Annotated in this window: 24 protein-coding genes; 13 read left to right on the plus strand and 11 right to left on the minus strand. The window is 66.1% G+C overall.

Translation table 11 applies throughout. From position 1 onward, the window contains the following. Positions 1-18: 18 nt before the first annotated feature. From purM to rnd, 3 genes are all read left to right on the plus strand, one after another. Complete coding sequence (gene purM, locus P0645_RS09010) at positions 19-1062, plus strand: phosphoribosylformylglycinamidine cyclo-ligase (protein WP_284164240.1); 1044 nt, start codon at positions 19-21, stop codon at positions 1060-1062. After that, positions 1059-1646 (plus strand): phosphoribosylglycinamide formyltransferase, encoded by a 588-nt coding sequence (gene purN / locus P0645_RS09015; RefSeq protein WP_284164241.1) that lies wholly within the window; start codon positions 1059-1061, stop codon positions 1644-1646. The genes purM and purN overlap by 4 nt, the downstream gene beginning before the upstream one ends. A gap of 166 nt (positions 1647-1812) precedes the next feature. Continuing rightward, entirely contained in the window at positions 1813-2970 is a 1158-nt protein-coding gene (gene rnd, locus P0645_RS09020) for a ribonuclease D (RefSeq protein ID WP_284164242.1), read from the plus strand. 127 nt (positions 2971-3097) lie between these two features. On the opposite strand, the gene P0645_RS09025 is transcribed toward rnd, so the two are convergent. After that, positions 3098-3574 (minus strand): SH2 domain-containing protein, encoded by a 477-nt coding sequence (locus tag P0645_RS09025; protein ID WP_284164243.1) that lies wholly within the window; start codon positions 3572-3574, stop codon positions 3098-3100. A gap of 119 nt (positions 3575-3693) precedes the next feature. Here P0645_RS09025 and P0645_RS09030 point away from each other — a divergent pair, with 119 nt between their 5' ends. After that, positions 3694-4119 carry a SufE family protein gene (locus P0645_RS09030; RefSeq protein ID WP_284164244.1) on the plus strand — a complete coding sequence of 142 codons (426 nt, stop codon included), beginning with the start codon at positions 3694-3696 and terminating at the stop codon, positions 4117-4119. A gap of 102 nt (positions 4120-4221) precedes the next feature. Here P0645_RS09030 and P0645_RS09035 read toward each other — a convergent pair whose 3' ends face one another. From P0645_RS09035 to P0645_RS09045, 3 genes are all read right to left on the minus strand, one after another. Continuing rightward, a complete protein-coding gene (locus P0645_RS09035) occupies positions 4222-4848 on the minus strand; it encodes a DUF1638 domain-containing protein (RefSeq protein ID WP_284164245.1) in 627 nt (208 codons plus the stop codon). Continuing rightward, positions 4845-5018, minus strand: a complete 174-nt coding sequence (locus tag P0645_RS09040; protein ID WP_284164246.1) for a hypothetical protein — start codon at positions 5016-5018, stop codon at positions 4845-4847. Before P0645_RS09040 ends, P0645_RS09035 begins: the two co-directional genes overlap by 4 nt. Positions 5019-5149: 131 nt before the next feature. Continuing rightward, positions 5150-5848: a cobalamin B12-binding domain-containing protein gene (locus P0645_RS09045; protein WP_284164247.1), complete on the minus strand. Its 699-nt coding sequence runs from the start codon at positions 5846-5848 to the stop codon at positions 5150-5152. 165 nt (positions 5849-6013) lie between these two features. On the opposite strand from P0645_RS09045, the gene P0645_RS09050 reads away from it, so the two are divergent. Next, entirely contained in the window at positions 6014-7135 is a 1122-nt protein-coding gene (locus tag P0645_RS09050) for a PA0069 family radical SAM protein (RefSeq protein WP_284164248.1), read from the plus strand. A 103-nt stretch (positions 7136-7238) separates the two neighbouring features. Here the strand turns inward: P0645_RS09050 and P0645_RS09055 are convergent, their stop codons facing one another. Together P0645_RS09055 and P0645_RS09060 are read right to left on the minus strand one after the other, a co-directional pair. Then, entirely contained in the window at positions 7239-8048 is an 810-nt protein-coding gene (locus tag P0645_RS09055) for an inositol monophosphatase family protein (protein WP_284164249.1), read from the minus strand. Between the two features lie 99 nt (positions 8049-8147). Beyond that, positions 8148-8510 (minus strand): helix-turn-helix domain-containing protein, encoded by a 363-nt coding sequence (locus P0645_RS09060; RefSeq protein WP_267633960.1) that lies wholly within the window; start codon positions 8508-8510, stop codon positions 8148-8150. 323 nt (positions 8511-8833) lie between these two features. Between P0645_RS09060 and P0645_RS09065 the strand changes: the two genes are divergently transcribed. Beyond that, on the plus strand, positions 8834-9805 hold the full coding sequence (locus P0645_RS09065; RefSeq protein ID WP_284164250.1) for an NADPH:quinone oxidoreductase family protein: 972 nt from the start codon (positions 8834-8836) through the stop codon (positions 9803-9805). Here the strand turns inward: P0645_RS09065 and P0645_RS09070 are convergent. After that, complete coding sequence (locus tag P0645_RS09070; RefSeq protein ID WP_284164251.1) at positions 9733-10644, minus strand: LysR family transcriptional regulator; 912 nt, start codon at positions 10642-10644, stop codon at positions 9733-9735. The two genes, P0645_RS09065 and P0645_RS09070, sit on opposite strands and share 73 nt — an antisense overlap. A 127-nt stretch (positions 10645-10771) precedes the next feature. Between P0645_RS09070 and P0645_RS09075 the strand changes: the two genes are divergently transcribed. Continuing rightward, positions 10772-10996: a hypothetical protein gene (locus P0645_RS09075; RefSeq protein ID WP_284164252.1), complete on the plus strand. Its 225-nt coding sequence runs from the start codon at positions 10772-10774 to the stop codon at positions 10994-10996. A 112-nt stretch (positions 10997-11108) separates the two neighbouring features. Beyond that, on the plus strand, positions 11109-11831 hold the full coding sequence (locus tag P0645_RS09080) for a Bax inhibitor-1/YccA family protein (protein WP_284164253.1): 723 nt from the start codon (positions 11109-11111) through the stop codon (positions 11829-11831). A 283-nt stretch (positions 11832-12114) separates the two neighbouring features. Here the strand turns inward: P0645_RS09080 and P0645_RS19300 are convergent, their stop codons facing one another. Next, positions 12115-12291, minus strand: a complete 177-nt coding sequence (locus tag P0645_RS19300) for an AAA family ATPase (protein WP_349775075.1) — start codon at positions 12289-12291, stop codon at positions 12115-12117. Positions 12292-12466: 175 nt separating this feature from the next. Then, positions 12467-12634, minus strand: a complete 168-nt coding sequence (rpmG, locus tag P0645_RS09090; protein ID WP_023666545.1) for a 50S ribosomal protein L33 — start codon at positions 12632-12634, stop codon at positions 12467-12469. A 240-nt stretch (positions 12635-12874) separates the two neighbouring features. Here rpmG and P0645_RS09095 point away from each other — a divergent pair, with 240 nt between their 5' ends. Both P0645_RS09095 and P0645_RS09100 read left to right on the plus strand, forming a co-directional pair. Further along, positions 12875-14215 (plus strand): 8-oxoguanine deaminase, encoded by a 1341-nt coding sequence (locus tag P0645_RS09095; protein WP_284164254.1) that lies wholly within the window; start codon positions 12875-12877, stop codon positions 14213-14215. A gap of 109 nt (positions 14216-14324) precedes the next feature. Next, complete coding sequence (locus tag P0645_RS09100; RefSeq protein WP_284164255.1) at positions 14325-15566, plus strand: flavin monoamine oxidase family protein; 1242 nt, start codon at positions 14325-14327, stop codon at positions 15564-15566. A 73-nt stretch (positions 15567-15639) separates the two neighbouring features. On the opposite strand, the gene guaD is transcribed toward P0645_RS09100, so the two are convergent. Continuing rightward, positions 15640-16932 carry a guanine deaminase gene (gene guaD, locus P0645_RS09105; RefSeq protein ID WP_284164469.1) on the minus strand — a complete coding sequence of 431 codons (1293 nt, stop codon included), beginning with the start codon at positions 16930-16932 and terminating at the stop codon, positions 15640-15642. Between the two features lie 126 nt (positions 16933-17058). On the opposite strand from guaD, the gene mgtE reads away from it, so the two are divergent. Both mgtE and P0645_RS09115 read left to right on the plus strand, forming a co-directional pair. Then, entirely contained in the window at positions 17059-18456 is a 1398-nt protein-coding gene (gene mgtE / locus P0645_RS09110; RefSeq protein ID WP_284164256.1) for a magnesium transporter, read from the plus strand. Continuing rightward, positions 18453-19019 (plus strand): 5-formyltetrahydrofolate cyclo-ligase, encoded by a 567-nt coding sequence (locus tag P0645_RS09115; RefSeq protein ID WP_284164257.1) that lies wholly within the window; start codon positions 18453-18455, stop codon positions 19017-19019. The genes mgtE and P0645_RS09115 overlap by 4 nt, the downstream gene beginning before the upstream one ends. 54 nt (positions 19020-19073) lie before the next feature. Here P0645_RS09115 and P0645_RS09120 read toward each other — a convergent pair whose 3' ends face one another. Continuing rightward, positions 19074-19700: a hypothetical protein gene (locus tag P0645_RS09120; protein WP_284164258.1), complete on the minus strand. Its 627-nt coding sequence runs from the start codon at positions 19698-19700 to the stop codon at positions 19074-19076. Between the two features lie 171 nt (positions 19701-19871). Here P0645_RS09120 and P0645_RS09125 point away from each other — a divergent pair, with 171 nt between their 5' ends. Then, a complete protein-coding gene (locus P0645_RS09125) occupies positions 19872-20687 on the plus strand; it encodes a TIGR00282 family metallophosphoesterase (RefSeq protein WP_284164259.1) in 816 nt (271 codons plus the stop codon). Positions 20688-20804: the final 117 nt, after the last annotated feature.

The following is a 20804-nucleotide window of genomic DNA, read 5'->3' on the forward strand; positions in this document are numbered from 1 at the left end:
GGATTGCGGGGGATTGCCATGACCACCAAGAACGGGCTCACCTATGCCGATGCCGGTGTCGATATCGACGCTGGCAACGCGTTGGTCGAGCGGATCAAGCCCGCAGCGAAGCGCACCTCTCGCCCCGGCACGATGTCCGGCCTTGGCGGCTTCGGGGCGCTCTTCGATCTGAAGGCGGCGGGCTATGTCGATCCGGTTCTGGTTGCGGCGACCGACGGGGTGGGCACGAAGCTTCGCATCGCGATTGATACGGGCAATGTCGATACGATCGGCATCGACCTTGTCGCCATGTGCGTGAACGATCTGGTCTGCCAGGGGGCGGAGCCCTTGTTCTTCCTCGATTATTTCGCGACCGGAAAGCTTGAGATCGAGCAGGCGGCGCGGATCATCGAAGGGATTGCCGAAGGCTGTGCGCAATCCGGCTGCGCGCTCATTGGCGGCGAGACGGCGGAAATGCCGGGCATGTACCACAAGGGCGACTTCGACCTTGCCGGTTTTGCCGTGGGCGCGATGGAGCGGGGGTCGGACCTGCCCAAGGGTGTCGCCGAGGGCGATGTGCTCTTGGGTCTTGGCTCGAATGGCGTTCATTCGAACGGCTATTCCTTCGTGCGCAAGGTGGTGGAGCTTTCCGGCCTTGGCTGGGACGCAGCCTCGCCGTTCGGCGGCGGCACGCTGGGGCAGGCGCTTCTCGCCCCGACGCGGCTTTATGTGAGGCAGGCGCTGGCCGCGATCCGCGCGGGCGGCGTGCACGGGCTTGCCCATATCACCGGCGGCGGCCTGACCGAGAACCCGCCGCGCGTGATCCCCGAGGGGCTGGCCTGCGAGATCGACCTCTCTGCCTGGACCCTGCCGCCGGTCTTCCGCTGGCTGGCGAAGACCGCAGGCATGAGCGAGCCCGAGCTTCTCAAGACCTTCAATTGCGGCATCGGCATGATGTTGGTTGTCGCTGCCGACCGGGCGGAGGCGCTGCAGGCGCTTCTGGCGGGGATGGGCGAGACGGTGGTGCCCATGGGGCGCGTCGTGCAAGGAGAGGGCGTTCAGTACAAGGGCGCGCTGCTGTGAAGCGGGTGGCCATCCTGATTTCCGGGGGTGGCTCCAACATGGTGGCGCTGGCCGCCAGCATGAAGGGCGATCATCCGGCGCGACCGGTGCTGGTCGCGTCGAATGATCCGTCAGCGACCGGCCTCGACCGGGCGCGGATGCTGGGCGTCCCGACAGCGGCGGTCGACCACCGGCCCTATGGCAAGGACCGTGCCGGGTTCGAGGATGCGCTGATGGCGCATCTGATCCTCGCGCGGCCCGATATCATCTGTCTTGCGGGCTTCATGCGGGTGCTGACTCCGCGCTTCGTCGAGGCCTTCAAGGGCCGGATGCTGAACATCCATCCCTCGCTTCTGCCGAAATATCCCGGGCTTCACACCCATGCCCGCGCCATCGCGGCGGGCGACGCGGAGGCGGGCTGCACGGTGCACGAAGTGACGCCCGAGCTTGACGCCGGACCGATCCTCGGTCAGGCGAAGATTGCGGTCGCGGCAGGCGAGACGCCCGAGAGCCTCGCCGCGAAGGTTCTGGTGATGGAACATCGGCTCTATCCGGCCGTCCTGCGCCGCTTCGCGGAGGGAGAGCGGGCGCCTCTCTATCTCTGACGGTGATTCCCGCATAAATCCCGGATACTTGCGGGCAAAACATCACAGAAGGGCAACAGTTTCGCCCGCCGATGACGCGTGACGGTGCGTCAGACTATGCAATCGGCAAAAGACCGCCTATCACCCGGGGTACAGGCGGGACGAACCCGCACCAGTCAGGATTGCGATGCGCACGATTACCACGACCGACGATCTGGCCCGGTTTTGCGAGGCCGCCAAGGCCCAGCCCTATGTGACGATCGATACGGAGTTCCTCAGGGAACGGACCTATTATTCCAGGCTCTGCCTCATCCAGATGGCCCTGCCCGGCAAGGACGGCGAGGCGGTTCTGGTCGATCCGCTGGCGGGGGGCGATCTGTCGCTGGAACCGCTATACGACCTCTTCCGCCATGAGGCGACGGTGAAGGTGTTTCACGCCGCGCGCCAGGACCTTGAGATCTTCTTCGTCGAGGGCAAGGTCTTTCCCAAACCGCTCTTCGACACCCAGGTCGCGGCCATGGTCTGCGGTTTCGGCGAGCAGGTGGGCTACGAGACGCTGGTCAAGAAGATCGCGCGCGAGAATCTCGACAAATCCTCGCGCTTCACCGACTGGTCGCGCCGCCCGTTGAGTGCCGCGCAGCAGACCTATGCGCTGGCCGACGTGACCCATCTGAGGGTGATCTACGAACATCTCGCCAAGGAGCTGAAACGGACCGGGCGCCAGATTTGGGTCGAGGAGGAGATCGCGATCCTTCTCGATCCCGAGACCTACATCACCCGGCCGGAAGAGGCCTGGATGAAGGTCCGCACCCGAACCAATTCGGGGCGGTTCATGGCGGTCGTGCGCGAGCTTGCGCGCTTCCGCGAGGACTATGCCCAGACCCGCGACGTGCCGCGCAGCCGCGTCTTCAAGGATGATGCGCTGCTGGAGCTGGCCTCGACCCGGCCCGCGACCCTCGAGGAGCTTGGCCGCTCGCGGCTTCTGATGCGCGAGGGGCGCAAGGCCGATATTGCCGAGGGCATCCTTGCCGCCGTCAAGGCCGGGATGGAGATGAAGCCCGAGGATTTCCCCAAGGTCGATGGCGCGCGCGAACAGTTGCAGGTCAATACCGCGCTTGCCGACCTTCTGCGCGTGCTTCTGAAGGCGAAGAGCGAGGAGGCGGGCGTGGCGCCGAAGCTGATCGCGGCGGCCTCGGAACTGGATGCCCTGTCGGCCGGCGAGCGCGAGCTGCCGATGCTGCATGGCTGGCGGCATGAAGTGTTCGGGTCCGACGCCTTGCGGCTCTGCCGGGGCGAGATCGCCTTGTCGGCGATGGGCGGGGCCGTGAGGGTCGTCGTCGTCTGAGCGACGCGCCGGTCGCGGCCTATCCAATAGAGGCGCCTGCGGCGCCAAGACATCTCTCGGCTCCCGCGCCGGGCGCGCGAGCCTCGGGCGCCTCCGGCGGGAGTATTTCAGGACAGAAAGTAGGGGATCAGCGGCCGGTCGAAAGCGCGTTCGTCTCGCCCTGGACGACGATCCGGCGCACCGCTTCGAGCCGGATGTCCGAGAGATGGACGGCGGCGGTCAGCTGGCGCGAGCGCGGGGTTGAGGCGGGCGTGGGTTTCAGGGGCGGGAAGACGAGGAACCGGTAAGTGAGCACGCCGTCCTCGTCCGGGCGGCCGCGGGTTTCGGAGACCAATTCCGCCTCCCACCAGCCCTGGCTGGGCGGCAGGCCGGTGGCGCGGATGATGGCGCCGCCCTGGGTTTTCTCGACCTTCAGTTCGGTCACTTCGCGGACGAGGAAGCGGCCGTCGGCGGCCTCGTTCGGTTTCAGGACCGTCGCCTGCTTTTCGCGCCTGGCCCGGCCGAACCAGTTGAACGGATTGAGTCGGCTCTCGCGGATGCGTCCGCAGCCTGCCGCCGCCAGCGGAAAGGCAAGTGTGGCGAGAAGGGCGGCGCGGCGGTTCATGGGCAGGCTCCGGTTTGCTTCCCGTCTGGGTAGCCCATTCGCGCGCCTGTGAAAAGGGGAGCCGTTCTGGACCTTCGCGGCGCACGGCGGTAGGGAGGGGCGACGTACGGGAGACAGACATGGCCAGCCCCGCCTTCGAGGATATTGCCGAGACCTTCGAGTTCCTCGAGGACTGGGAGGACCGCTATCGCCATGTGATCGAGATGGGCAAGGCGATGCCGGGCCTGGAGGAGGCGCTGCGCAGCCCGGCGATCAAGGTCGATGGCTGCGCGAGCCAGGTCTGGCTTCTGCCGCAGATCGAGGGCAGCGGCGCGGGCGCGCGGTTCGATTTCCGGGGCGAGAGCGATGCGATGATCGTGCGGGGCCTCATTGCCATCCTGCATGCGCTTTATTCGGGCCTGACGGTCGCGGAGGTGCTGAAGGTCGATGCGGCGGCGGAGCTGAAGCGGCTGGGGCTGGACGAACATCTGTCCGCCCAGCGGTCGAACGGCGTGAGGGCAATGGTCGCGCGGATCCGCAAGCATGCGGCGGAGGCGGCGGGCTGAGGCGGCGGGCTGAGGTCTCGCGGGGGCGCTGCCCCCGCACCCCCGAGGTATTTGTGCCAAGATGAAACGGGGAGACGTCTTCCCCGGTGCGATCCGCGGCCTTCAGAGCCTTGCGAGCGCCTGGGTCAGGTCGCCATAGCCGGTGAGGCGGCGTTCATAGGCCAGCCCCAAACGTTCGGCGCAGGCGCGGGCCTTGTCATCCAGCGCCGGATCGTCGGTCTGGGCCTGATAGACGAGTTTCTCGTAATTGCCGAAATAGATGTCGCGCAGCTCGGGGTGGCGGTCGAGGCCCATCGGTTTCCAGACGAAGGCGTCGAATTGCCGGACGAGAAAGTCGGTGAGGTAGAAGGCGGTGAACTCCTCGCGCGCGGCGAAAGCCGCATTGCCTTCGAAGAAGGAATAGCAATGGGGGCCTGCGACCATCTCGACGCCGAGGTCGCGGCAGCGCTGTTCCAGAAGGCCGCCGGTGCCGCAATCGGCATAGACGACGAAGATCGAGGGATAGTCGGCGCGGTGCTTTTCGACCGCTGCCGTCACGGCCTCGGTGATCCGTTCTGGATAGAGGTGGAGGTTCGCGGGCAGGCAGGTCAGGTCGAGATGATCCCAGTGGTTCGCGGTCTTCAGATCGAGGATCTCGCGCGCGAGTGCCCCGCAGGCGATGAGAAGGACGCGGCCTGCCTGTGCGGGCGCAAGCCCGTCGCTGGTCAGGCTGTCGTCCGAGGCGATCATCCCTTGCGGCCCTTCAGATGCGCCAGGACGGCTGCCGCGAGCAGCACCGGCCCGGCGGCTGCAAACAGAACCGAACGGCCGTCGCCTGCCATCTGGAAGGCGAACCAGATCGTTGCGGCCGCGACGAAGATCACGGACATCACGAGAAAAGCGGTTTTCAGCGCGGTCATCTCAGCCTCCTTACCTCAATCTGGGGCGCGGCGAGCCTAACCGCAAGCGCCCGTCCGCGCAAAGAAAAACCCCGGGGAGCGGCGCTCCTCGGGGCATAGGTCGGGAGCGAACCCGCGAGCCGCCATACTGCTCAGGCCAGCTGGTTGTGCTTGCGCTTCGACATCAGATCCTTGGCGGTCTGCACGGCCACCGCCGCGTCGCGGCAATAGGCGTCGGCGCCGATCGCACGCCCGAACTCCTCGTTCAGAGGGGCGCCGCCGACGAGCACGATATAATCGTCGCGCATGCCCTTTTCCTTCAGCGTGTCGATCACGACCTTCATGTAGGGCATCGTGGTCGTCAGCAGCGCCGACATGCCGAGGATGTCGGCATCCTCGCGCTCCAGCGCCTCGACATATTTCTCGACCGGGTTGTTGATGCCCAGATCGACAACCTCGAAGCCCGCGCCTTCCATCATCATGCCGACAAGGTTCTTGCCGATGTCATGGATGTCGCCCTTCACCGTGCCGATCACCATCTTGCCGACCTTGGGCGCACCGGTTTCGGCCAGAAGCGGCTTCAGGATCGCCATGCCCGCCTTCATCGCGTTCGCGGCGAGAAGCACTTCCGGCACGAAGAGGATGCCGTCGCGGAAGTCGGCGCCGACGATGGTCATGCCGGCGACCAGGGCCTTGGTGAGCACGTCATAGGGCGCCCAGCCGCGATCGAGAAGGATGCGCACGCCCTCCTCGATCTCTTCCTTCAGACCGTCGTAGAGGTCGTCGTGCATCTGAAGCACGAGCTCCTCGTCGTCGAGCTCGGAAAGAATGATGTCGCCTTCATCGGCCATGGCATGTCTCCTGACGGTCCTTGCGACGTAATTACGGGCGCGGGGGGATGTCAACTTGGCGATTTGCGACCTCGCCGCGTCGGAAGGCGACCGGCGGGTGGTGGCCGTGTCGGATGCGCATAGGGGGCAGTGGATTTTGTTCGTGATATGTTCTAATCTTGCGGCATGATCAGAACCAAGTCTTCCCTCCCCCCAGATCCTCTGACGCCTGCCGATCCGGCGCTTCGGCTGCGGGCGCGCGGCGCCGCAACCAATGACGCGGGCCGGTTCGAGCCCTATGCGAGGGCGCCTGCGCACGACGGCTGGGACATGCCCGAGGAGGAGCGGCTCTTGCGGACCGAGGTCTGCGAGGAGCGGCCGCGCTCGATGCTGAATTTCCTGGCCTCGCCCGACCTGCCGTTCGACCGGACGATCAACCCCTACCGGGGCTGCGAGCATGGCTGCTCCTATTGTTTCGCGCGGCCGACACATGCCTACCTCGGCCTGTCGCCGGGGTTGGATTTCGAGACGAAGCTGGTGGCGCGGCCGGGTGCTGCCGAGGTGCTGGCGCGCGAGATCGGCCGCAAGGGTTACAAGGTGGCGCCGATCGCCATCGGTACCAATACCGATCCCTACCAGCCGGTCGAGACGCGCTACCGGATCATGCGGGAGATTCTGAAGCTTCTGTCGGACTGGAACCATCCGGTGGCGATCGTGACCAAGGGCGCGCTGATCGAGCGTGACATCGACCTGCTGGCCGACATGGCGCGGCGCAATCTGGTGCAGGTGGGCATTTCGGTCACGACCCTCGATCCCGGCCTGTCGCGGCGGATGGAGCCGCGCGCGCCTGCGCCTGCCCGGCGGTTGCAGGCGATCCGGGCGCTGAATGCGGCGGGCGTGCCGGTGCGGGTCATGGCCTCGCCGATGATCCCGGCGCTCAATGATCACGAGATGGAGGCGATCCTGCAGGCGGGCGTGGATGCAGGCGCGCGGGCGGCGAGCTGGATCCTCCTGCGCCTGCCGCTGGAGGTCGCGCCCCTCTTCCGCGACTGGCTGGCGCGGGCTGAGCCAGGCCGCGCCGCCCATGTGATGAATCTCCTGCGCGAGATGCGCGGCGGGGCCGACTACGATGCTGACTGGGGTTATCGCATGCGGGGGGAGGGGACCTATGCCGAACTTCTTGAGCGGCGCTTCCAGATAGCGGCCCGGCGCAGCGGCCTCGATGGGCGGTTGCCGCCGCTTGATTGCAAGAGCTTCCGGCGGCCCTTGGCGCAGGACGGGCAGCTCGCACTATTTGACGGGCTCTGACGCGACGCCCGCCCCGAGCAGCCCGCGCCCCGGCGCGGGCTGCGAGAGATGGCTTGCCGCGCGCTTCCGCGCGCGGCTCCGCCGGATCACGGCAGGGGAAGGATCAGCCCTCGGGTGCTTCGCGCAGGATGGCCAGCGCCTCGGCATGGATCGCGCGGTTGGCGGCGGCGAGAACCCGGCCGCCGTGATGGGCCGGGCCGCCCCGCCAGTCGGTCACGATCCCGCCCGCCGCCTCGATCACCGCGATCGGGGCCTGGATATCATAGGTCTGCAGGCCCGCTTCGACGACAAGGTCGATCTGACCCGCCGCGACGAGGCCATAGGCATAACAGTCGGTGCCGTAGCGCGTAAGACGGACCATCCCGGCGAGCCGGTGGAAGGCGGTGCGCTCGGCCTCGCTGCCGACTTCGGGGAAGGTGGAAAACAGGATCGCCTCGCCAAGCGGACGCGCCGCGCGCGTCCTTAAGGGGCTTACGCCGCGCGGACCGCTCAGTTCGGCCCAGCCGAGGCCGCCCACGAACCGCTCGCCGATATGGGGCTGGTCGATCATCCCGAGGATCGGGCCAGTACCGCCATCAACCGCGATCAGCACGCCCCAGGTGGGCGCCCCCGACAGGAAGGCGCGGGTGCCGTCGATCGGGTCGAGCACCCAGGTCAGGCCGGATGTGCCGGGTTTCGCGTCGAATTCCTCGCCCAGGATCGCGTCCTCGGGCCGCAGGTCGGCCAGTATCGCCCGCATCCGTGCCTCCGACGCGCGATCGGCGTGCGTGACCGGGTCGAAGCCCGAAGCGAGCTTGTTTTCGGCAGAAAGGTCGGGCGTTCGGAACCAGGCGAGCGTCTCTTCGCGCGCGGCATCCGCCAGAGCGTGCGCCGCGCCGACCAGCTCGTCCTTCAGTCTGTCCGACATCCCCATGCCGCGCCTCCGTATCGTGCCCCGGAGGCATAGGCCGCGCGCTGCGCGCCGGTCAAGCAGCTGTGGAATTCACCCCGCCTCGCCGACGTCCCCTTGCAGTCAGGCAGCGTCCGACAGGACCTTCGCCAGATCGAAAAGGCGGCGCCGCTGCGCTTCGGGGATCGCGTAATAGGACCGCACCAGCATCAACGCTTCCTTGTCGGCAAGGATGTCGCCCATCTGCTCGTCGATCACCGGCGCCTCGGCGCCCAGCCCCTCGAAGAAGAAGCTGATCGACACGCCGAGCGCATCGGCGATATCCCACAGCCGCGAGGCGGAAATCCGGTTCATGCCGGTTTCATATTTCTGGATCTGCTGGAACTTGATGCCCACCTTGTCGGCCAGCTGCTGCTGGGTCATGCCGATCATCCAGCGACGATGGCGGACCCGCTTGCCGACATGTACATCCACAGGGTGTTTCATAGTGCTCTCCAACTCTCTAACGACGAACGGCGCGGCGGCGCCAATATGATCAATTCGTCAAATTGTAATACAAGAAATAGGTGTTTTGGGGAATTCAAAAGTCGGCCAGGTTGCCGTGAACGAGCCTATACAAAAGTACAGCTCGCCGTTTGCGGACTGCACAACAAAAATTTTCACCGGAGGTTGCAATTGCGATTTGCATTGCAAAAAGCAAAAGAACTGCACCTTGCCTTTGCTGTTTGCGAGCAAGCAGTCTAATTTCTTGCCCGCTGGCGGATTGCCGCCTAGGAGAGGGGCGCACCCAAGCCGTCAGGAGCCGATCGATGCGTTCTCTGCTTGTCTCCCGCCTCGGCGAATCGCCCCTCATGACGGACCTCCCGGTCCCGGAGCCGGGTCCGGGAGAGGTGCGTCTGCGCATAGCGGCCTGCGGGCTGAACTTCGCGGACCTCCTGATGATCGAGGGTCGCTATCAGGAAAAGCCCCCCTTGCCCTATGTGCCGGGGATGGAGATCGCGGGCCGCATCGACAGGGTCGGGCCAGGGGTGGCGGGCCTGGCGCCCGGGATGCGCGTCGCGGTGATCGCCGGGCACGGCGGGCTGGCGGAGATGGGGTGCTTTGCCGCCGACCGCTGCATTCCGCTGCCGGAGGGCATGCCGTTTGAGGCCGCCGCGGCCTTCCCGATTGCCTATGGCACCAGTCATCTCGCGCTTGACCGGCGCGCGGGGTTGCAGGCGGGCGAGACATTGCTGGTCACCGGCGCGGCGGGCGGCGTCGGGCTGACGGCGGTCGAGATCGGCAGGCTGATGGGGGCGCGTGTCGTCGCGGTGGCGCGGGGCGCGGAAAAGCTCGCGGTGGCGGGCGCGGCAGGGGCGGATCACCTGATCGACAGCGATACCGCAGACCTCAAGGCGGAACTGAAGGTGCTCGGCGGCGTCGACGTCGCCTATGAGACGATTGGCGGCGCGGTCTTCGAGGCTGCCATGGGCGCGATGCGGCCAGAGGGGCGGATGCTTGCCATCGGCTTTGCGGGCGGCACCGTGCCGCAGGTCGCGGCGAACCGGCTGCTGGTCAAGAACCTATCGGTGATCGGCCTTTACTGGGGCGGGTATCTGAGCTTCCGGCCGGATGTGCTGCGCGACAGTCTCGCACAGCTGTTCGCCTGGTATGGCGAAGGGCGGCTGAAGCCGCATGTCAGCCATGTCTTGCCGCTGTCACAGGCGGATCAGGCGCTGGCCCTCTTGAGGGAACGCAGATCGACCGGCAAGGTCGTGGTGCGCTGCGATGCGTCCGCATAGGCGGCCCGGATCTGGCCTTTCAGATCCTCGATGATCGGCCCCTTCTGCAAGCCGCTGTCGTAAAGGCAGATCCACATGCTGCCGAGCGCGGGCAGGTCGGCATGGCCGGGAATCGCGCAGGTGGAGCCCGGGTTCCAGCCTCTCAGCCGCGCCGTCAGGGCGAGATCGGCGGCGATCATCGCATGGACGGCCTCGTTCGAGCGGCCGAAGAACCCCATCTCCCACGGGATTCCCGCCGCATCGAGCCGTTCGAGCGCGATGGCGCGGAACTTGCAGTTTTCCTCGAAGCCAAGCCGGACGGGGCGGTTCTGCCAGGCGGTGCCGCCGGGCGCGCCGACCCAGATCAGATCGTGGCAGGAAAGCTTCTCGCCGCCCGGACCCGGCTCTTCCTCGGTCGTGAGGATCAGGTCCAGTTCACCGCGCGCGAACTGTTCCTTCATCGTCATGGTGAAGGCCGAAGTCAGGTTGATCCGGAGGCGCGGATAGCGCGCCGCCATCACTTTCAGGATTTCCGGGATCGCAGGGTAGACGATGTCATGCGGCACGCCGATCCGCAGCTCGCTTGTCAGCGAGCTGCTGTGCAGGCGCGCCAGCACCTCGTCGTTGAGGTCGAGCATGCGCCGCGCATAGGCCAGAAGCTGCTCGCCCTCGGGCGTCAGCGAAAGCCGCCGAGCGGTTCGGAAGAAAAGCGACAGGCCAAGGCTCTCCTCCAGCCGTTTGATCTGCATCGAGACGGCGGACTGGGTGAGGTTGAGAAGCGAGGAGGCGCGTGTCACGCCGCCCACATCGGCGGTCACGATGAAGGCGCGCAGCGCGGTCAGGTCGAGATTGCGGGCCATATCATCATCCGTGATTATCTTGGCAAGATAAATTCATATACGGAATGTATGGCAAATATGGCCGACTATCAACAGATTTGATGCAAGGAGACAGCTTTATCATCAGATGAAATGAAAGGATGCCGCAATGTCCATACAAACCCTTTTCCTGCCCACCATTCGACACCTGTTCGCCCTGTCGCCAGCACGTCCGGGACGGGCGGTCTTCCGCGCCATGGACCTTTCGCGTCAGCGCCACGCACTCAAAGAGTTGGAAACGCACCGGCTGCTCGATCTGGGCCTCGACCCGGAGGCAGCGGCGCGGGAGGCGGCGCGTTGGACATGGGGCGGGCCGGACCGCTGGCGCAATTAGTTCCGCAACCCGGGCTGGAAATCCTTGAAATCCCGCGGGATGGCCCCAATATGGACAGGTAATCCCGCGCACGCGACGTCGCGCGGGCGAAAACGGTTTAGTGGAGGGAAAGATGGCCGACTATCAGACCATCAACTATGGCCGCAGCGCTACGAGCGCGGCCGCCATCGACGAGGGCCTGCGCGCCCATATGAACAAGGTCTACGGGCTGATGTCCGTGGCAATGGTGCTGACCGGGCTTGTCGCCTGGGCTGTTGGCACCAACGACCAGCTTCTTGTCGCGATCTTCGGCTCGCCGCTGAAATGGGTCGTGATGTTTGCGCCTCTCGCCGTGGTCTTCGCGTTCGGCGCGATGATCCACAGGATGTCGTCGGCCACTGCGCAGCTGGTCTTCTACGGCTTCGCCGCGCTGATGGGGCTGTCGATCAGCTTCATCTTCGCCGTCTACACCGGCGTGTCGATCGCCCAGACCTTCCTGGTGACCGCGATTGCCTTCGCGGGCCTGTCGCTTTACGGCTACACGACCAAGCGCGACCTGTCGGGCTTCGGCACTTTCCTTATGATGGGCCTGATCGGGCTGATCGTCGCCTCGCTCGTCAACCTCTTCCTCGCCTCGGGCGCGCTGGCCTTCGCGATCTCGGTCGTGGGCGTGCTGATCTTCGCGGGCCTCACAGCCTTCGATACACAGGCGATCAAGAACACCTACATCGCGCATGCGCAGGTGGGCGATCAGGAATGGCTCGCCAAGTCGGCGATCATGGGCGCCCTGAACCTCTATCTCGACTTCCTGAACATGTTCATGTTCCTGCTGCAGTTCCTCGGCAACCGCGAGTGATCCTGGATAGAGACTGACGGAATGGCCGGGGAACTCCCCGGCCATTTTTATTTTCCGTATCCGGAAAGAAAGGCGCGCACCTGTCGCGGGCTGCGCAGATGGATGATGCGTTCTCGCGCATCCGCCCCGGCCAGAAGCCGCATGGCGACAGCCCGGGCGCTGTGCCGGGTGCGCCAGATGAAAGACAGGAATTCAGGCAGGTTCGACAGTTGCTCGGGCCAGGCGACCCGGCCAGGTGACGGAATGCCCGCCCTCGAAGATCGAGCGTTCCCCTGCCGCAGCCTCATTGCACAGCCACATTGCACAGGCGGGTCTTTTCATCGCTGCTGCGTTCTATCCACCCTGGCTGCCAGTGAATATGGTCAATGTGTATCACCGGCAGCCCGGTCCGTTGCCCCAGCGCTGCGGCCAGTGTCGATTTGCCCGCGCCGGGCTGGCCGATGATCATGATCCGTTGCATTACGCCCTCCGTCGCGCCCTCGGCTTCGGCAGTTCGAACCGCCCCGGGGGCGGAAAGTCCTTCGCGAAGGACTTTCCGCCGCACCGAAGAGTTTTCGCGAAAACTCTTCGGCCCCGGCCGAAACGAAAAGGCCGCACCTTGCGGCGCGGCCCTGTCCTTGCGGTCGGCGGCGATCTTACTTGATCTTGCCTTCCTTGTATTCCACATGCTCCCGCTTCACGGGATCGTATTTCTTCACGACCATCTTTTCGGTCATGGTGCGGGCATTCTTCTTGGTCACATAGAAGTGCCCGGTGCCCGCCGTCGAGTTCAGACGGATCTTGATCGTCGTCGGCTTCGCCATTTCTGTCTCCATAGTCCCGGGGGCCCAAACTGTACGGACGCCCGCCGGTGAAATCCTTGAAGCCCGCCTTTTACGGATGCGCCGGGCAGAGTCAACAGCCAAACGACGCAGGCATGCACCGCGCGGAGCTTTGACCCAACGGTCGCGTTCGGATATCAGGTCAGTGCGCCCGAGTCCTTCAGCTCCCTTCTGTCGGTCGCATCCCGATGACACCGAAGGGGGTGTTGGAAGGGGATGGGGATGGACAGAGTCCTGATCAGGAACGCCGACCAGGTCGTGACCATGGACGGGTCGCGGCGCGAGCTTTCGGGCGCGGACATCATCGTTGGCGGCGGCAAGATCGTTGCGGTGGGGCAGGGGCTTCAGGCACCCGCGGCCGAGGTCATCGAGGCGCGGGGCTGCGTCGTCACCCCGGGGCTCGTGAACACCCACCACCATCTTTACCAGTCGATGACGCGGGCGGTGCCGGGCGGGCAGGACGCGCTTCTGTTCGGCTGGCTGAAGACGCTCTATCCGATCTGGGGCCGGATGGGGCCGGAGGAATTGCGGGTTTCCGCGCTGACGGGTCTGGCAGAGCTGGCATTGTCGGGCTGCACGCTGACCTCGGACCACCTCTATCTCTTCCCGAACGGCGCTACACTCGACGATACGATCCATGCGGCGCGCGAGATCGGCGTCAGGTTCCACCCGACGCGCGGGGCCATGTCGATCGGCGAAAGCGCGGGCGGTCTGCCGCCCGATGCGCTGGTCGAGCGGGAAGAGGCGATCCTGAAGGATATGGTGCGGGTGGTCGACCGGTTCCACGATCCGGCCGAAGGCGCGATGGTGCGGGTGGGTCTTGCGCCCTGTTCGCCCTTTTCGGTCAGCCGCGACCTGATGCGCGAGGCCGCGCTCCTGGCCCGCGACAAGGGGGTGATGCTGCATACCCATCTGGCCGAGAATGACGAGGATATTGCCTATTCGCTGGCGACGTTCGGCTGCCGCCCCGGGCAATATGCCGAGGAGCTCGGCTGGACGGGCGATGATGTCTGGCACGCGCATTGCGTGAAGCTGGATCCATCCGAGATCGGGCTTTTCGCCCGGTCCCGCACCGGTGTGGCCCACTGCCCCTGTTCGAACTGCCGGCTCGGGTCGGGGATAGCGCCGGTGCGTGCGATGCGCGATGCGGGCGTCAAGGTGGCGTTGGGCGTCGATGGCTCTGCCTCGAACGACGCGGGCAATCTGGTGGCGGAAGCACGAATGGCGATGCTCTTGCAGCGCGTCGCACACGGCGCCGACGCGATGGCGGCGCGCGAGGCGCTGGAGATCGCCACGCTTGGCGGGGCGCAGGTGCTGGGACGCCGCGATTGCGGGTCGCTGGAGCCGGGCAAGCGCGCGGATATCGCGATCTGGGACATGACCGGGATCGAGGCGGCGGGCGCCTGGGATCCGGTCGCGGCACTGATGCTCTGCGGCCCGACGAAGGTGCGCCATCTTCTGGTCGAGGGGCGGCAGATTGTCCGTGACGGGCAGGTCGCGACCATCGACCTGCCCCGGGTGATCGAGGATCAGAACCGGCTGGCGCGGCGTCTGGCGGGCTGAGCGCTCTTCGCGCCCTGAGGCCTGTAAAGGCTGAAGAGCGGCCCGCCGGTCCCGATGGGGCTTGTCGGCGGGTCCGTCCTGACGCAGTCTGCGCGCCGGGAGGTGTGCCATGCACCCGGATGTCGTCATCGTCGGTGCCGGTGCTGCCGGAATCGGGGCGGGGCTTGAACTCGCCGCGCGGGGGATTGCCTGTGTCATCCTCGAAGCCGCGGACCGGGTCGGCGGGCGCGCCTTCACCGATGCCTGCTCGCTTCCCGGCGCCTGGGACCATGGCTGCCATTGGCTGCACAGCGCCGACATCAATCCGCTGGTCGCTTGGGCGGACCGGTTCAATGCCGATCTCGGGCGGGACCAGCTGGCCTTTTCGACCGCCCAGTGGCGCGGCGGGCGCTGGCTGAACGCGACCGAGGAGGCGGCCGTGGATGGCCGGCTTGAAGAGGGGTTTGCGGCGGTTTACGCAGCGGGCGCCGAGACCATCGAACGTTCGCTTGGCGAGGTGCTTGCGGCGCGGGGCATGGACGATCCGTTCCTGCGGTCAGTCCTGACCTACATGGCCTGCGACGACCCGGAGAGGGTTTCGGCCCAAGGTTACGCCGCCTATGAGGATACCGGGATGAACTGGCCCGTGCGCTCCGGCCTCGGCGCGCTTGTCGCGCGGATGGCCGAAGGGCTGCCGGTCCGGCTGAACAGGCCTGTGACCGCCATCACCGAACGGCCCGGCGGGGTCAGGGTCGAAGGGCCGGGCGGCGCGATTGACGCGCGGGCGGCGATTGTCACGGTTTCGACGAATGTGCTTCTGTCGGGTGCGATCTCGCTGCCCAAGGGGCCCTCGCGCGATCTGCTGGACGAGGTCGCCCATGTGCCTTGCGGCAGCTATGAGAAGGTGGCGCTGGCGCTTGATCGCCTGCCGGAAGAGCTGGCCGCGCGCACAGGCCTTGCCGTCGACATGGGCGCGGGCCGGTTCATGCCCTGGTTCCAGGTGGTCGAAGGCGCGGTGCCGATGCTTGTCCTGCATCTTGCGGGTGAATATGCGCGCGATCTTGTGGCGGCGGGCAAAGACGCGATGGCGGACGAGGCGCGCGCCGCCTTGCAACGGGCGTTCGGATCGGCAATCGGCGCGCGCATCACCGGCGCGGCCGTGACCGGCTGGCAGAGAAATCCGCAGACCCGCGGCGCCTACAGTTATACTGTGCCGGGCAAGGCATCGGCCCGCGCCCGGATGATCGCGGCCGATACCGGCCGGATCGCCTTTGCAGGCGAAGCCTTCTCGCCGACTGCGCAGGCGACCGCCCATGGCGCTTATCAAAGCGGGCGGGACACGGCGGTCCGCCTCGCGGCCCTGGTCGACTGAGGGCGACGGGCGGGGCCGCTCTTCGCACCCTTGCGCGTGCTCATCGCTGTGGCACCGTCAGCGATGAAGCCTGTCAGGGCTGAAGAGCGGCTTGCCTTCCGCCGACCCACACCGCCCTTGTCGCCCGGTCGTCGCCCATCATGATCGTGGGGAAGAGCGCTTCCCAGATGTCCTTGGCCCGGGCGGTGCGCTGGGCGATGGCAGGGGTGGACGCAAGGTCGATCACCGCGATGTCCGCCTCCATCCCCGGCGCGAGGTTGCCGATCAGGTGATCGGCCCTGAGCGCCCGGGCCGAGCCTTGCGTGGCCAGCCACCAGAGCTGCGACGGGTGCAGCGGCGTGCCGCGAAGCTGGCCGACCTCATAGGCCGCCGCCATGGTCCGCAGCATGGAAAAGGACGATCCGCCGCCCGTGTCGGTCGCAAGGCCCACACGAATGCCCTTCCGCGCCATCGCCATCGTTGGAAAGAGGCCCGAACCTATGAAGGTATTCGACGTCGGGCAATGAACCAGCGCCGCGCCGGTCTCGCGGATGCGCGCCACCTCCCGCTCGGTCAGATAGATCGCATGGCCGAAGAGCGCGCCTTCGCGCAGAAGCCCCTGCGCCTCGTAGGTGTCGAGGTAATCGCGCGACTGGGGGAAGAGCGACTTGACCCATTCGACCTCGTCGGTCTGCTCGGAAAGGTGCGTCTGCATCAGGCAGTCGGGATATTCGCGCCAGAGCGCGCCCATCGCCATCAGCTGTTCAGGCGTCGAAGTGGGCGAGAAACGGGGCGTGATGACGTAGGAGAGGCGGTCGGTTCCATGCCACTTTTCCAGAAGCGCCTTGCTTTGGTCGTATCCGGTTTGCGCCGTGTCTCTCAACCCCTCGGGTGCGTTGCGGTCCATGCAGGTCTTGCCCGCATAGGCGCGCAGGCCGCGCGCCTCAGCCGCTTCAAAGAAGGCGTCTACGCTTTCGGGGTGGATGGTCGCATAGGAACAGACGGTCGTCGTGCCGTTCGCGAGCGTCAGGTCGAAGTAGCGGCTGGCGATTTCTGACGCGTAGTTCTTGTCCGCGAACTTCATCTCTTCGGGGAAGGTGTAGCTGTTCAGCCAGTCGATCAGCCGCTTTCCCCAGGACGCGATCATCGCCGTCTGCGGATAATGCACATGCGCATCGACAAAACCCGCCGAGATCAGCGCCTGGCCGTAATCGTGGACACGCGCCTGCGGATAGCTGCGGCGCAGATCGTCCGCCTCGCCCACCGCGGCGATCCGGCCGCCCTCCACCAGAACCCCGCCCCGCGCGGAATGGCGCGCGGCCTCCGGCCCCTCGGTCATCGGATCGCCGGTGAAGGAAAGTGTCTGTCCCAGAAGGAGGTCGGCCATGTTCGCCCTTTGCATTTCCGTTGCCTTCGCAGTCTAAGGCCAAGCGGGGCTTCGGGGAATCCGCCCTTTGCCCCTGTTTCTTTGAAAGTGCTTCCGATAAGGTCGCGGTAATGCGGCGGGGGATGGATGAGCCTGGACGAGCATCAGAAAGGCCCGGCGGTCGAGGACCGCGAGGAGGAGGATTACGCGCTCGACCCCGAGACGGTCGAGGCGATCCTCGATGCGGTCGAGGCGGGCGACGCGACGGCCATCGAAGGGCTGATGGAGCCGCTGCACGCGGCTGACATCGCCGACCTTTTCGAACAGATCGGTTCGGGCGAGCGGGCGCGGCTCCTGTCGCTCTGGTCGCGCGGGATCGACGGCGAGATCCTGTCGGAGCTTGACGAAGCGATCCGCGAGGAAGTGATCGCGGCGCTGCCGCACGAGGTCCTGACCGAGGCGGTCCGGGAACTCGACAGCGACGATGTCGTCGACCTGATCGAGGACCTGGAGGAACCGCAGCAGGAACGGATCCTCGAAGCGCTTGAGGACAGCGACCGGGCGGCGGTCGAGCAATCGCTGACCTATCCGGAATATTCTGCGGGCCGCCTGATGCAGCGCGAGGTGGTGACCGCACCCGAGGACTGGACGGTCGGTCAGGCCATCGACTTCCTGCGCGGCGAGGCGGAACTGCCCGACCAGTTCTATCATGTGATCCTCGTCGATCCGCGCTGGCACCCGACCGGCTATGTGACGCTGGGCAAGATCCTGTCGTCGAAACGCGCGACGCCGATGAAGGACATCGTCGAGGACAGTTTCCGCACCATCTCGGTCATGGAGGACGAGGGCGATGTCGCCTATGCCTTCAACCAGTATCACCTGATCTCGGCTCCGGTGGTCGATGAACATGAACGGCTGGTGGGCGTCATCACCATCGACGACGCGATGGCGGTTCTGGACGAGGAACATGAGGAAGACGTGCTGCTGCTCGCCGGGGTCGGCGAGGAAAGCTCGATCTCGGACGGCGTGGTCGAGACCTTGCGCCAGCGGGTGCCGTGGCTTCTGATCAACCTTCTGACCGCCAATATCGCCGCCCTCGTCATCGCCCAGTTTGCCGGAACGATCGAGGCTCTGGTGGCGTTGGCGGCATTGATGCCGGTCGTCGCCTCGATGGGGGGAACGGCGGCAACCCAGTCGCTGACCGTTGCGGTTCGTGCCCTTGCGACGAAGGACCTCACGGGCGCCAACGCGGCGCGGGTCGTGCGGCGCGAGGCGGTTGTCGGCGTGTTGAACGGCCTTATCTTCGCGAGCGTGATGGGGGTTGTCGGCTATGCGATCTACGGGTCGTGGATGCTGGGCGGCGTCGTCGGCGCCGCGATGATCATCAATCAGCTTGTCGCGGCGCTGGCGGGCGTTCTTGTGCCGCTTACGCTTGAGAAATTCGATTTCGATCCTGCTTTGGCTTCGGGGACATTCGTGACCACGACGACCGATGTCGTGGGCTTCTTCACCTTCCTCGGACTGGCGAGCCTGATCCTCCTATGACGCTGGCAGACATCAAGACCATGGCGCGGAACGAGGCTTTCGCGCGGCGCAAGGCCGCCTTCGCGGCGCGGGGGCCGGGTGACGCCGACCTCCTGATCAAGGCGCTTGCTGCCCACGGGGCCAAGGTGCTTTCGGGCTACATGCCGATGCGGACCGAAATCGACTGCCTGCCCGCGATGGCGGCGCACTGCGCCGCCGGCGGGCGGGTCGCGGTGCCGGTCATCCCCGGCCCGGCGCAGCCCTTGCGCTTCCACGAATGGACGCCCGAGACGCGCATGATCGAGGGCGCGTTCAAGGCACTGATCCCGGAAGGCGGGGCGGAACTTGTTCCGCAAGTGCTGATCGTGCCGCTTCTGGCCTTCGACCGGCGCGGCTATCGGTTGGGCTATGGCGGCGGCTTCTACGACCGGACGCTGGAATTGCTGCGGGCGCGGGGCCCCGTCACCGCCGTCGGCTTTGCCTTCGCGGCGCAGGAAGTGGGCGAGGTGCCGACCGAGCCCACCGACCAGCGGCTGGATCTGATCGTCACCGAGAAAGAGGTCATCGCCCTGACCGGCGGTTGAGCCTGCAGCGATGACGCCTGCCAGGGCGGAAGAGCGGCCCCCGGGGGCCTGCGCTCAGGCCCGACGCCGGAGCCGCAGCGCGCCAAGGCCCAGCCCGGCCCCGATCAGGAAAAGGCCCGATGCCGGAAGCGGCACGGCAGCAGGCCCATTCAGCGTCACATAATCAAGGTCGAGATGCCCGCAGGGCGCGCCGCAATAGGCGCTGTTCACAGGATAGATCAGCTCGATCCTCAGCGAGGTCAGGCCCGAGAAGGCCGATCCCAGCGTGAAGGTCTGAGTGGCGCCGAAGACGTCGCTCAGGATGAAGCCCGCCATGCTGACGACGCTCGATCCGTTGAAACCGGTGACGATCAGATTGTCGGAAAGCGGCCCCGGCGGGTCCCAGAAATCATAGCCGAGCGACGTCAGCGAGAACTCGACCGCGTCGAAGAGACCGCCCATGGTGAAATCGATCCCATAGGCAAGGCCGGTGCCGGAATCGTCGAGATGGGCGAAACCCGGCGTGCCTTCATAGGCGAGAACGCCGCCAAGAGCGGTCGCGACGATACCGTTCTCGCTGTAGCTGCCAAGTTGGGCGCCCTCATCGGGCAAATTGTCGAAATTCATCGTCGCCGCCGAGGCGCCAACAGCGCTCATCGCGACCAGAAGACCAGCACGCACAATGCGTCCCAAGGCGCTCATTACCCCTCCCATCGGGCCTCTGGCCCGCAACAACCCGCGCGAAGGCTAGGAAACATGAAGACGCCGCGTCAAGCGCTTTGCAATCGGCAGGCGAAATACCGCCAGTGATCGTACCTTTCGCACCGGTTTCGGGGGCTTGCGCTGCCCCGGTCGGGCGCATAGGCAGGGCATATGCGCATTCTGTTCCTTGGCGATGTGATGGGCCGGACCGGCCGCAAGGCGATCACCGATCGGCTGCCGGGCCTGCGCGCCGACTGGCGGCTCGATTTCGTGGTGGTCAACGGCGAGAACGCGACCGGCGGGGCGGGGATCACTGCGGATCACGCCAAGAACCTGCTGGCCGCCGGGGCGGATTGCCTGACGCTCGGCGATCATGCGTTCGATCAGAAGGACATGCTGTCCTACATCGAAAGCGAGCCGCGGATCCTGCGCCCCCTGAACTATGCCAGAAACGCGCCGGGACGCGGGGCGCGGCTATTTGATGCGCCAGGCGGGCGCAAGGTGCTGGTGGCGCAAGCGCTGGGGCAGGTCTTCATGAAACGGCCCTTCGACGATCCCTTCTCGGCCATCGACGCGGTTCTGAAGGCCCATCCGCTTGGCGGGCTCGCCCAGGCTGTGCTGGTCGACATCCATGCCGAGGCCACGAGCGAGAAGATGGGCATGGGCCACTGGTGCGACGGGCGGGCGAGCCTTGTCGTCGGCACCCATACCCATGTGCCGACGGCGGACGCGCAGATCCTGTCGGGCGGCACCGCCTATCTGACCGACGCGGGCATGTGCGGCGATTACGATTCGGTCATCGGGATGCAGAAGCTTGAGCCGATGCGCCGCTTCGTGACCGGCATGGGCAAGGAGCGTTTCACGCCCGCCGAGGGGGAAGCGACCCTGTCGGGCGTTCTTGTCGAAACGGACGACCGTTCCGGCAAGGCCACCAAGGTCAGGATGATCCGTGTGGGCGGCCGTCTTTCACCCGCGACGCCGGACTGAAAACCGGCGCGGCAGGCGGATGGCCGCCCTGTAAGGCACGTTGCAAACGCGGCGCTAAAGCCTTGAACCCGGCTCAGAAAGCTTGATCGGATGGGGCGGGCATGCGATGCCTCTGCC

This window comes from Frigidibacter sp. SD6-1, assembly GCF_030143255.1.
Classification (GTDB): domain Bacteria; phylum Pseudomonadota; class Alphaproteobacteria; order Rhodobacterales; family Rhodobacteraceae; genus TMP-24.